Source organism: Siccirubricoccus soli (assembly GCF_024178315.1).
Taxonomy (GTDB): Bacteria; Pseudomonadota; Alphaproteobacteria; order Acetobacterales; family Acetobacteraceae; genus Siccirubricoccus; species Siccirubricoccus soli.
Genome location: NZ_JAMZIK010000191.1, coordinates 1 through 11,648, shown reverse-complemented (window position 1 = coordinate 11,648; position 11,648 = coordinate 1). Strand labels below are relative to the sequence as shown.

Annotated in this window: 11 protein-coding genes; 3 read left to right on the top strand and 8 right to left on the bottom strand. The window is 71.6% G+C overall.

The window, feature by feature from the left end:
• Window positions 1–328: 328 nt before the first annotated feature.
• The 6 genes from NJ376_RS25125 to NJ376_RS25100 all read right to left on the bottom strand — a co-directional run bounded on the left by NJ376_RS25125 (window position 329) and on the right by NJ376_RS25100 (window position 5,848).
• Window positions 329–1,486: a serine hydrolase domain-containing protein gene (locus tag NJ376_RS25125; protein WP_252956046.1), complete on the bottom strand. Its 1,158-nt coding sequence runs from the start codon at window positions 1,484–1,486 to the stop codon at window positions 329–331.
• A 313-nt stretch (window positions 1,487–1,799) separates the two neighbouring features.
• Window positions 1,800–2,390 (bottom strand): precorrin-2 dehydrogenase/sirohydrochlorin ferrochelatase family protein, encoded by a 591-nt coding sequence (locus NJ376_RS25120; RefSeq protein ID WP_252956044.1) that lies wholly within the window; start codon window positions 2,388–2,390, stop codon window positions 1,800–1,802.
• Window positions 2,390–3,349: a Bug family tripartite tricarboxylate transporter substrate binding protein gene (locus NJ376_RS25115; protein WP_252956042.1), complete on the bottom strand. Its 960-nt coding sequence runs from the start codon at window positions 3,347–3,349 to the stop codon at window positions 2,390–2,392. The genes NJ376_RS25120 and NJ376_RS25115 overlap by 1 nt, the downstream gene beginning before the upstream one ends.
• A 1-nt stretch (window position 3,350) precedes the next feature.
• A complete protein-coding gene (locus tag NJ376_RS25110) occupies window positions 3,351–3,848 on the bottom strand; it encodes a DUF934 domain-containing protein (RefSeq protein ID WP_252956041.1) in 498 nt (165 codons plus the stop codon).
• A complete protein-coding gene (locus NJ376_RS25105; protein WP_252956039.1) occupies window positions 3,835–5,520 on the bottom strand; it encodes a nitrite/sulfite reductase in 1,686 nt (561 codons plus the stop codon). Before NJ376_RS25105 ends, NJ376_RS25110 begins: the two co-directional genes overlap by 14 nt.
• A 1-nt stretch (window position 5,521) precedes the next feature.
• Window positions 5,522–5,848 (bottom strand): DUF2849 domain-containing protein, encoded by a 327-nt coding sequence (locus NJ376_RS25100; protein WP_252956037.1) that lies wholly within the window; start codon window positions 5,846–5,848, stop codon window positions 5,522–5,524.
• 178 nt (window positions 5,849–6,026) lie between these two features.
• On the opposite strand from NJ376_RS25100, the gene cobA reads away from it, so the two are divergent.
• Window positions 6,027–6,839 carry a uroporphyrinogen-III C-methyltransferase gene (cobA, locus tag NJ376_RS25095; protein WP_252956035.1) on the top strand — a complete coding sequence of 271 codons (813 nt, stop codon included), beginning with the start codon at window positions 6,027–6,029 and terminating at the stop codon, window positions 6,837–6,839.
• Window positions 6,840–6,926: 87 nt separating this feature from the next.
• On the opposite strand, the gene NJ376_RS25090 is transcribed toward cobA, so the two are convergent.
• Window positions 6,927–8,642, bottom strand: coding sequence for an N-acyl-D-amino-acid deacylase family protein (locus NJ376_RS25090; RefSeq protein WP_252956033.1), 1,716 nt, complete (start codon window positions 8,640–8,642; stop codon window positions 6,927–6,929).
• A 123-nt stretch (window positions 8,643–8,765) separates the two neighbouring features.
• Between NJ376_RS25090 and NJ376_RS25085 the strand changes: the two genes are divergently transcribed.
• Together NJ376_RS25085 and NJ376_RS25080 are read left to right on the top strand one after the other, a co-directional pair.
• Complete coding sequence (locus tag NJ376_RS25085; protein WP_252956031.1) at window positions 8,766–9,512, top strand: SDR family NAD(P)-dependent oxidoreductase; 747 nt, start codon at window positions 8,766–8,768, stop codon at window positions 9,510–9,512.
• Window positions 9,513–9,587: 75 nt separating this feature from the next.
• Window positions 9,588–10,370, top strand: a complete 783-nt coding sequence (locus NJ376_RS25080; protein ID WP_252956029.1) for an SDR family NAD(P)-dependent oxidoreductase — start codon at window positions 9,588–9,590, stop codon at window positions 10,368–10,370.
• A 361-nt stretch (window positions 10,371–10,731) separates the two neighbouring features.
• Here NJ376_RS25080 and NJ376_RS25075 read toward each other — a convergent pair whose 3' ends face one another.
• A complete protein-coding gene (locus tag NJ376_RS25075) occupies window positions 10,732–11,493 on the bottom strand; it encodes an SDR family oxidoreductase (protein ID WP_252956027.1) in 762 nt (253 codons plus the stop codon).
• Between the last annotated feature and the right edge of the window lie 155 nt (window positions 11,494–11,648).

Genomic DNA, 11,648 nt, shown 5'->3' with positions numbered 1-11,648 from the left:
AATGGATGGCCGAGCACCGCGCGGCCACCATCGCCCTGGTGGCGGTGCTGATGGTCAGCCTGCTGACGCGGCGGCATTGAGCTTCTCCACGACACCGCTAGAGCATGTTGCGTTCGCTTGCGCTCACGCAGCATGCTCTAGGCCGTTGTTTGTGAGCATCTTCACGCGTTCGGATGATTCCATCTGAACGCGATCTGCTCTAGGCGGCTTCGCCTCGTTCCTCGGATAGCGGGCGTGCTTCCGCGGCAGGCACCGGCCAGCGCAAGCGGCTGGGGCGGCTTCCGCCGGCACGCCCGGCGTGAAACCGCCCGGGGGACGCGGCGTGCCCCTACCCCGGAAGGATCGCCATGTGCGCGAGGTTGCTCAGCACATCCATCCGCGCCTCGTGCCACTCATTGCCCTGCCGGCAATTGGAGAAGAAGGCGAAGGAGACGCCGCTGGTCGGGTCCGCCCAGCAATAGGAACTGCCCACGCCGCCATGGCCGAAGGTGCGTGGATGCGCGATGGCGCCGAGGCCGCGCGCCACCGGCCACTCCCCGCGGGAATGCGGGCCGATGCCGCGATGCATGGGCAGGCCCATATATTCGTCGATCCGCTCCCCGGTGAAATTCCGCGTCACGTATTCGAGGGTGCGCGGCGCCAGGATGCGCACGCCGCCCAGCGCCCCGCCGGCGCCGAGCGCCTGGTAGAAGGCCGCCATGCCGCGCGCCGTGCCGTAGCCGCCGCCACCGGGGATGCCGGCGATGTGGTGCTGCGGATGGTTCTCCCCGGCCCGCGGCACGAAGGCGCCATCCTGCGGCGGGTCGTAGATGTCGGCGGCGCGGCCGTGCTCGCTCTCCGGCAGGCCGACGAAGACGTCGTTCTCCAGCCCGAGCGGGGCCAGGATGCGGCTGCGGATGTAGTCGCGGAAATCCTGGCCGGTCAGCGCCTCGATCAGCATGGCGGCCACCCAATGGGCCGCGGCCGGGTGGTATTGCACCTTGCTGCCAGGGGTCCATTCCAGGGTGAAGTTGCAGACCGTGCGCCGCACTGCGGCATGGTCCAGCATGATCTCCGCCGGCACGACCGCGCTGGGGAAGCCGCCCTGGTGAGTGAGAAGCTGCAGTACGGTGATGCCGCCCTTCCCATGCGCGGCGAATTCCGGAATGTGCTGCGCGATCGGGTCGTTGAAGCGCAGCTTGCCATCCTCCACCAGCGTCCAGACCGCGGCGGCGGTGACGACCTTGGTGTTGGAGTACATGAGGAAGAGGGTGCGGTCGTCGGCCGCCACATCCGGGGACGCATTGCCCCGCGCGCCTTGCGGCGCGACCCGGGCCTTCCCGAAGCTCCTGAACAACGCCAGCTTGCCATGCCGCGCAACCGCCACCTGGGCGCCGGGATGGCGGCCTTCGGCGATGTGCTGCTCAATGACGGCACAGAGCCGCGCCAGGGGCCTGGGGTCGAGGCCGAGGGCCTCCGGGTTGGATTCGGGCAGCGGGAAGGGCATGGGGCGTCTCCTCCTCGGCGCGCTTCGCCGGCATGGGCGAAGCGTCGGAGAGGATAGTTGAAACCCGTTGCCGTGCGGGTGCAAGCGTGATGCCCGGTGCGGCAGAAGGCGCTGCCATGCGCCTTCGGCACCGTCGAAGGCGACCACTCGCAGGGGCCAAGGTGCTGCTTCGATATCAAGGACGAGGCCGCGCGAAGCGCGGTGCGCCTTCGGCGCACCTTGACATCGAAGCAGCACCATGGCCGGGGCTTCAGGTGCGCTCGACGCCGTCGAGCGCGATTCCGCGCCCGGAGGCGATGGCGTCCTTCCGGGCTCAGCCCTCGCGCGAACGGCCCGGCGCGGCCAGCGGGTCGGGCAGCCAATCCTCCAGCAGCTCGGCCGTCGCGGCGGTGATGGCGGCCGGGGCGGCGCCGCCGCGCCGCAGCCGCGCGCGCAGCGCCGCTGCCTGCTCCAGCCGCGCCTGCCATTCCGGCCCGAAGCGGTGCTGCAGCCATTGCCGCAGGCCGCGCGCGAAGGCCGGGCTCCGCCCTTCGGTGGAGACGCCGATGACGAGGTTGCCCCGCCGCACCATGGCCAGCGCATAGGCATCGCAGAGCGGCGGCACATCCTCCGCATTCACCAGCACGCGGTGCGCCCGGGCGATCTCGGCCAGCCGCGCGCTCTCCGCCTCGCTCAGCCCGGCCATCAGCAGCAGCCGCGCGGCGGCGACCTCCGCCGCCTCGGGCAGCCGCTCCACCAGCCGCGCCCCGGCCTTCTTGCGCAGCGCCGGGGAGGCGCCGGGCGCGAACACCGTCAGGTCGCGCGCGCCGCCCGCCTCCAGCATCTCCAGCCGCGCCAGCGCGGCCCGCCCATCGCCCACCAGCAGCACCCGCCATGCGGCGATGTCGAGGGAGAGGGGCAGCATCAGTCGGGCTGGATGCGGGCGCGCCGCACCACCTCCGCCCAGCGCGCCGCATCGGCGCGGATCAGCGCGCCCAGCGCCTCGGGCGGCGCGTCCGCCGGCTCCAGCCCCAGCGCCGCGACGCGCTCCGCCACCTCCGGCTGCTTCAGGATGCCGCCGATGGCCGCGTGGATGCGGGTGACGATGGCGGGGTCCACGCCCTTCGGCGCGACGATGCCATGCCAGCCCACCGCCTCCGCGCCGCGGAAGCCGACTTCGCCCAGCGCCGGCACGTCCGGCAGCGCCCGGGTCCGCGCGGCGGAGGAAACGAACAGCCCGCGCAGACGGCCGACCTTCACATGGTCCGCCACTGCACCGATATTGATCAGCACGCCCTGCAGGCTGCCGCCCAGCAGGTCGTTCACCGCCAGGGCGCCGCCGCGATAGGGTGCGTGGGTCCAGCGCACTTCGACCGCTGATTGGATCTGCTCGCCCAGCAGATGCGCCAAGCTGCCATTGCCCGGCGTGCCCACCGCCACCGGCTGCCGCCGGGTCAGCGCGACGAACTCCTCGAAGCTTCGCGCCGGGGAGTCCGCCCGCACCACGAAGATCTGCGGCACCCGGACGCCCTGCGCCACCGGCGCGAAATCCGCCACCGGGTCGAAGCCCAGCTTCGGGAACAGCGCCTTGTTGATGGGCAGGCTGTCGGAGCCGGCGAGCAGCGTGTAGCCATCCGGCTTCGCCTTCGCCGCGTGCTCATAGCCGATATTGCTGCCGGCGCCCGGCATGTTCTCCACCACCACATTCTGGCCCAGGGCGGTGGTGAGATGCCGCGCGAAGAGCCGTGCCACGATGTCCTGGCTGCCGCCCGCGGCGACGGGCACGATGTAGCGAATGGATCGCTCTGCCGGCCACGGCGCCTGGGCGAGCGCCGGCCGCGCCAGCGCCGCGGCGCCGAGGGCGAGGAAGGACCGGCGCAGCATCTCAGGCGATCTCCAGCTTGCGGCGCAGCAGGGAAAGCGGGGAATCCGGCACCACCGATGCCTGGTAGGCGATGCCGACCACGCGCCGCGCCGCATCCCACACCGCAGGGTCGGCGCCCTCCGGCACCGCCACGGTGGAGACGCCGCAGCGCAGCAGCGCCGCATATTGGTCCGGGATCACATGGCCCGCCGCGCGGATCTCACCGGTGAAGCCATGATGCTCGCGCAGCGCCCGGGCCTGGGTGAAGGCGCGGCCGTCGCGGAATTTCGGCAGCTCCAGCACCACCAGCCCCAGCCGGTCGAGGAAGGGGGCGATGGCGTCCGGCGCCACATCCGGCGGCAGCACCACGCCGAGCGGCGCGTTGCGCCCGGCAAGCTGCGCCGCTTCCCGCTGCAGTCGCGCCAGGGTGACGATGGCAGGGCTGTCCGGCAGCACCGCATCATCCGCCACGCGCACCCACGCATCGTCGATGATGCGCCCATCCTCAAGCAGCGGCATAGAGCGCCTCCTTGAACGGCGCGAGGCCGATGCGGCGGTAGCAGTCGATGAAGCGCTCGCCCGGCAGGCGATGCGCCACATGGGTGCGGAGGATCGTCTCCACCGCATCCACGACATCGTCATAGGAGAAGGCCGGCCCCACCAGCTCCCCCAGCGCCGCGTCATTGGTCGCGGAGCCGCCGAGCGTCACCTGGTAGACCTCCTCGCCGCGCTTATCGACGCCGAGGATGCCGATATGGCCCACGTGATGGTGGCCGCAGGCATTGATGCAGCCGGAGATGTTGACGAAGCACTCGCCGATATCGAGTTGCCGGTCGAGATCGGCGAAGCGCTCGGAGATCCGCTGCGCCACCGGGATGCTGCGCGCCGTCGCCAGGGCACAGTAATCCATCCCCGGGCAGGCGATGATGTCGGAGACCAGACCGATATTCGGCGCCGCCAGCCCGGCCTCGCGCAAACCGTCCCACAGCTCCGCCAGATCCTCCTGCCGCACATGCGGCAGCACCAGGTTCTGCACATGGCTGACGCGAATCTCGCCGAAGGAGAAGCGCTCCGCCAGCCGTGCCACCGCCTCCATCTGCTCGGCGCTGGCATCGCCCGGGATGCCGCCGATCGGCTTCAGGGAGATGGTGACGCTGGCATAGCCCGGCCGCTTGTGGGCGCGCACGCTGCGCCCGGCCCAGGCGCGGAAGGCGGGGTCCTCGGGCAGCGGCGTGTCGTTCAGCGCCAGGAAGGGCGGCGGCGCGAAATGCTGGCGGATGGCGGCAATGATCGCCGGATCCAGCCGGTAGCGGTCGCGCGGCAGGCGGGCATATTCCTCCTCCACCGCCTTGGCGAAATCGGCGCCCAGGTCGCGCACCAGGATCTTGATGCGCGCCTTGTAGATGTTGTCCCGCTGCCCGAGCGCGTTGTAGGTGCGGAGGATGGCTTCCAGATAGCCGAGCAGCTCCGCCTCCGGCAGGAAGTCGCGCAGCTTGGTGGCGATCAGCGGCGTGCGGCCCAGCCCGCCGCCGGCATGGACGGCGAAGCCGACCTCGCCCGCCGCGTTCCGCTTGGCTTCCAGCCCGATGTCATGGACCTGCAGCGCCACCCGGTCATGCGGCGCGCCGGTGATGGCGATCTTGAACTTGCGCGGCAGCCAGGTGAATTCCGGGTGCAGCGTGGACCATTGCCGCAGGATCTCGGCATAGATGCGCGGGTCCACCACCTCATCCGGACTGGCGCCGGCATATTCGTCCGTGGTGACGTTGCGGATGCAATTGCCGCTGGTCTGGATGGCGTGCATGTCCACCGCCGCCAGGGCACGGAGGATGTCCGGCACGTCTTCCAGCTTCGTCCAGTTGAACTGGATGTTCTGCCGCGTGGTGAAATGGCCGAAGCCGCGGTCCCAGCGCCGGGCGATGTAGGCAAGCTGGCGCAGCTGCGCGGCATTCAGCACGCCATAGGGGATGGCGATGCGCAGCATGTAGGCGTGGAGCTGGAGGTAGAGGCCGTTCATCAGCCGCAACGGCTTGAACTCCTCCTCCGTCAGCTCGCCCGCCAGGCGGCGCTGCACCTGGCCCTCGAATTCGGCGATGCGCTCGGCCAGGAATTCGCGGTCCACCGCGTCATAGCGGTAGGTGCGGGCATGCGGCGGGATCGGCGCCGCCGGGCGCGGGGCAATGGCGTTCATCTCAGGAGGCCATCCGCCACTCGTCGGGTTCCGCCGCCACGCTGGGGCCGGAGACGCGCAGCCTCTCGCGGAATTTCACCGGCACCGGCACGCCACCCTCCATCCGCAGCTCCACGCCATAGACGCCGACGACGAGCTGCTGCCGCTCACCCTGCTGCGCCAGGGCGAGGCCCTCCGCCGCCTGCTCCGGCGGGAAGATCCGGGCCCCCGCGAGCTGGTCCACCCAGGCGCCGCCTTCGCCCAGCCAGACCACGCGGCCATCGCGCAGGCGGTTGCCGGTGAAGGCCAGCGGGGCGGTGGCTGGGCGCGCCTTCGTGGGAGTGCTCATGCGGGGAATGTCCTGTGGCCGCTCGGCTGCACGCTGGGGCAGCGTAGGTCTGCTGGATTTAACGACGCAGATGGTTTTTATCAAGTCGCCGGCGTGGATTGTGGAGTTGCGTCGGGATTCCGGCTTGCATCCCGGCGCGGGAAGGCTGAAATGCGGGGTGCGCGGTGGATTTACACGAATGTCCTATGTGGATTATGGCTCCGCCCTGGCCAGCGGCGAAGGCCCCGCCCCGGGGGAGGTCTGGCTGGTCGGGGCCGGGCCGGGCGACCCTGGCCTGTTGACGCGCCGCGCCGCCAGCGCCATCGGCCGCGCCGACCTGCTGCTGCATGATGCGCTGCCCGGCCGCGCCGTGCTGCGCCTCGCCCGCCACGACGCTACGCTGGTGGCGGTGGGCAAGCGCAAGGGCAATGCGCCCATGCCCCAGGCGAAGATCAATGCCCGGCTCATCGCCGGCGCCCGGGCCGGGCTGCGCGTGGTGCGCCTGAAGGGCGGCGACCCGTTCCTGTTCGGCCGCGGCGGGGAGGAAGCCCGGGCGCTGAACGAGGCCGGCATCCCCTGGCGCGTGGTCCCCGGCGTCACCGCCGGCACCGCGGCGCCGGCCGCGGCCGGCGTGCCGCTGACGCATCGGGGCACCGCCAGCGCCGTCACCTTCGTCACCGGCCATGACGAGGGCGGTGCCCTGCCCGGCGGTGTGGACTGGGATGCGCTGGGCCGGGCCGGCGGCACCATTGCCGCCTTCATGGCGCTGTCGAAGCTGGACGAGATCGCCCTGCGCCTGCTGGCGGCGGGGCGGGCGGCGGAAACGCCGGTGGCCATCGTCGCCCAGGCGTCGCTGCCGGGCCAGGCGGTGCTGCGCAGCACCCTCGGCACCTGCACGCTGGATGCCCGCCGCGCCGCGCTGCCGACCCCCGCGCTGGTGGTGATCGGCGAGGTCGCCGCCCTTGGCCTGCTGCAACCCAATCTGGGCCTGCCGGCCCAGGCCGTAGGCTGAACCCACGGCCCTGAGACTCATGGTTTCCAAAGGCCCTTCGGCCTTTGGCGGAGGGAGCCCGAGGGAGGCAGAGCCTCCCTCGACCTATCACATCGCCCGGACCAGCTTGCCCGGCCGCGCCCCCGTCTCCACGCCCTTCTCGAAGATCGGCATCCCCGCGCAGATGGTCATGTCGTAGCCATCCACATGCTGCACCAGCCGCCGCCCGCCGGCCGGCAGGTCGTAGATCATCTCCGGGTGGTGCGGCTTCAGCGCCTCGAAGTCGATGACGTTGACATCCGCCTTCTTGCCCGCCTGCAGCCGGCCGCGGTCATGGAAGCCGAAGAAGTCCGCCGTCTCGCTGGTCTGCCGCTTCACCACGAATTCCAGCGGCAGCCGCGGCCCGCGGGTGCGGTCGCGCACCCAATGCGTCAGCATGGTGGTGTTGAGCGAGGCGTCGCAGATCACGCCGCAATGCGCGCCGCCATCCGAGAGACCGAGCACGGTGTGCGGGTCGGTGATCATCTCCCGCACCACTTCCAGGTCGCCATGGACGTAGTTGGTGACCGGGAAGTACAGCATCCGCTTGCCGTCGCCGCCGGTCAGGAAGTCGTAGCAGTATTCCTGCGGGCTCTGGTTGGTCTTCGCCGCCAGCGCCGCGATGCTCTTCTCCGGCGGCGGCTCGTAGTCGGGCACCCCGCCCAGATCGTACATGCGGTCCCAGCGCGTCGCGATCTGGCGCGACAGCGGCGGCAGCACCTCCATCAGCCGCGGCGAGGCCTCCTGCGAGAGGATATGCGCCCGCACCTCGGGGTCCCGCAGCCGCGCCAGCTGTTCCTCGGGCGAAAGCCGCGCCAGCTCGGCGAAGCCCTCGCGCAGCGCGAAGGGGTTGAGTGAGGTGGTGAGGCCGAGGATCAGCCCGACCGGCCGCCCCGCCACCTGGGCGGAGAGCGGCAGGCCGTCCTTCCGGGCGGCCCGGATGTGGTCCATCAGCCGGCGCCAGCGCTCCGGGTCGTAGGAACGGTCCGTCAGCAGGAACCAGACCGGCCGGTTGCTGTCCTTGGCGATCTGCCGCAGCCAGCCGAATTCGGCGCTCTCATCCTCGAAATCGCTCAGCATGCCGAAGGCGCCGCGCTTGGCCCGGCCCATGGCGCGGCCGATCGCGATCAGCTCCTCATGCTCGGCATAGCGTCCCGGCACCAGCTCGCCCGTCGGGGTCTTGTGCTGGTCCGTGCGGCTGGTGGTGAAGCCGAAGGCGCCGGCCTTCAGCGCCTCCTCCGTCAGCCGCGCCATCAGCGCGATATCGTCCGCCGTCGCCATCTCGCGGTTGATGGCGCGCTCGCCCATCGCATAGACGCGCAGCGGGTGGTGGGCCACCTGCGCCGCCACGTCGATGGTGCGCGGCAGCCGGGACAGCGCGTCGAGGTATTCCGGGAAGCTCTCCCAATCCCATTTCAGCCCTTCGGCGAGCGCGATGCCGGGGATGTCCTCGACGCCTTCCATCAGGTCGATCAGCGCCTGGTGGTGCGCCTTCTTCACCGGCGCGAAGCCCACGCCGCAATTGCCGAACATGATGGTGGTGGCGCCATGCCAGGAGGAGGGGGCGAGCACCGGGTCCCAGGTCGCCTGGCCGTCGTAATGGGTATGCACATCCACCCAGCCCGGCGTCACCAGCTTGCCCTCGGCATTCACCTCCCGCTTGCCGGGCCCGGCCTTGCCGCCGACCTGGACGAGCTTGTCGCCATCGATGGCGACATCCCCGGTGAAGCGGGGGGCGCCGGTGCCATCCACGATGGTTCCGCCGCGTATCACCAGGTCATGCATGGCTCTTCTCCTCATCCCGGGAAGGTCGTTCGACCAAGCATGGCCCGGACCGCTGCCGGCGGCAACCGGCTTGCGGCCCGGCGCCGCAAGGGCCAGCCTGGGGCGGCAGGGGAGGACCCGCCAATGCTGCTGGAAGGCGAGATCGCGCTCATCACTGGCGCCGCGGGCGGCATCGGCCGCGCCACCGCCACCGCCCTGGCCGCCGAGGGCGCCGAATTGATCCTGGCAGACAACAACGCCGCCGCGGGGGAGGAATTCGCCGAGGCCCTCGGCCTGCCCCACCGCTTCCTGGCCTGCGACCTGGCCGCGCCGGAGGGGGCCGAAACGCTCCTCCGCACGGTGCTGGAGGCGGCGCCGCGCCTCTCCCTCTTCATCCACGCCGCCAGCCCCCGCCGGCTGGAGGCGGAGCATGCGATGGAGGTCTCGGCCGAGGCCTGGGACCGGATGGTCAATGTCAACCTCCGCGCCGGCTTCGTGCTGGGGCAGGGGATCGGCCGCCATATGCGGAAGAACGCCATCCCCGGCCGGATGGTCTTCGTCACCTCCCTGCATGCCGAGACGCCGCGCAACCTGCCGCACTACTCCGCGAGCAAGGCGGGCATGACCATGGTGATGAAGGAGCTGGCCCGGGCGCTCGGGCCGCACGGCATCCGGGTGAACGCCATCGCCCCCGGCGCCATCGCCGGCGGCGGCTTCCAGGCGGATCCGAAGCTGGCGGCCTGCATCGCCATGGGCAGGCTGGGCCAGGCGGAAGACGTGGCGAAGATGGCGGTGGCGCTGCTGGCGGAGCGTTTCGCGGGCTACGTCACCGGCACCACCATCGTCGTGGATGGCGGGCTGGCGCTGCACAATTGGCTACCGCCTGCTTGAGGGAGGCTCTGCCTCCCTCAAACTCCCTCCGCCAAAGGCCGAAGGGCCTTTGGAAACCTTGAGTCGGGACCTGACATGCTGAACCACCAGGCCATCACCACCCTGCCGGGGCTGCTCAACGGCGATATCGCCCTTGTCACCGGCGCGGCGCGCGGCAATGGCGCGGCCATCGCCCGCGGGCTCGCCGCCTCAGGGGCCAGGGTCGCGCTCGCCGATCTCGACCTTGCGGGCTGCGAAAGCCTGGCCGCCGAGCTGACGCAACAGGGGCACCAGGCTGCCGCCTTCGCCCTGGATGTCGCCGACCGCGCCGCCTGCCGGGCCACCGCCGCCGCCATCGAGGCCGCGCTCGGCCCCGTCTCCATCCTGGTGAACAGCGCCGGCATCCTCCGCCGCGCCCACCCCGCGGAACCGCAATATCTGGAGGAGCTGGACCAGCTCCTCACCGTCAACGCCACCGGCAGCGCCAACATGGCCATCGCCTGCCTGGACCAGCTCCGCCGCACCAAGGGACGCGTGGTGAACATCGCCTCCATCGCCGCCCTCATCACCAACCCGGGCACCACCCACTACTCCGCCAGCAAGGGCGCGGTGATGCAGCTGACGAAGGGCCTGGCCGCCGAGCTGGCGAAGGACGGCATCCGGGTGAACGCCATCGCCCCCGCCGTCATCGCCACGGCGATGACCGCGCCCGCCCTGGCCGACCCCGCGGTGCGCGGCCGCTTCGAAGCCCGCACTCCGATGGGCCGCGTCGGTGAGGCGGAGGAGCTGGTCGGCCCCGTCCTCTTCCTCGCCTCCGCGCTATCCACCTATGTCACCGGCGCCATCCTGCCGGTCGATGGCGGCTATCTCTCGATGTAACCGCCCTTCCGGACCGTGGCCTGCGGATCGCCGCGCCGGAGAGGACCGAGCCAGCCGCTCCGCCGAACAGGCCCGCGGCCCGTACCGGACGCGCCCTTGGCGGACGCGGCGACGGAACCGGGGCGGCTCCCGACCGATGCCTCCCAAGCAGGGGGAGAGGTCGGCCCCGGCGCCGCCTGCCGTAACAGGCTACGCGAAGCCTGCCGTCAACCGGCGCCTCTTGGGGCCCCGCGACGGCGCGCAGCGACGTCGTGGGGATCTAGAGCATGCTGCGTTCGCTTGCGCTCACGCAGCATGCTCCAGGCCGTTGTTTGCGCGCATCTTCACGCGTTTAGATGATTCCAGCTGAACGCGATCTGCTCTAGACCGCGCGCACCCAGCCGCCATCCACGTCGAGCAAGGCGCCCTGCAGATAGGCGCCGTCCGCGCTGGCCAGGAAGGCGACGACGCCGGCGATCTCTGCCGGCTCGCCGAAGCGGGCGACGCCGGTCTGCCGTGCCAGCTCCGCCGCCGCGGCGTCGCGGTCCAGCCCCTTCTCCTTCATCACCGTGGCGATGCGGCCTTCCAGCCTGCCGGTGCGGATGCTGCCGGGGTTGATGCAGTTCACCCGCACCCCCTCCGCCACGCCCTTGTCGGCCAGCGCCTTGGTCAGGTTCATCAGCGCGGCGTTGACACTGCCGCCGATGGTGAAATCGGCGCTCGCCACCCGGCCACCGACGCCCGCGATCATCACCACGCTGCCGCCCGCGTCCCGCAGATGCGGCCAGGCGGCGCGGGTCAGCCGCACCGCGCCATGCAGCTTCAGGGCGAAGCCATCCTCCCAGGCGGCGTCTGAGAGTTCGAGGAAATCGCCGCGCTGGGTCGCGCCGGCGCTGTTCACCACCAAGTCCAGCCGGCCGAACGCCTTCACCGCCGCCGCCACCGCGCCCTCGGCCGCCGCCGGGTCCCGCAGGTCGGCGGCATGCGCCACCGCGCCGGGCAGCCGCGCCGCCGCCTCGGCCAGCGCCTCCCCGCTGCGGGCCGCCAGCAGCACGCGCCAGCCATCGGCGGCCAGCCGTTCCGCGATGGCCAGCCCGATGCCGCGGCTGGCCCCGCTGACGATGGCAGCGCGCGGCTCAGCCACGGCCGGACCGCCGCGCCACGGGCGCCGCATCCGGCGGCGCCACCGCCGGGCGGCCGGCATCGAAGCCGAGGAAGCCGATCTCCGGGATCGGCGCCCCGCCATTTCCGGCCCAGAGCCGCGGATTGCGCTGCTCCGGCGCCGGCGCCGCCGGGCGC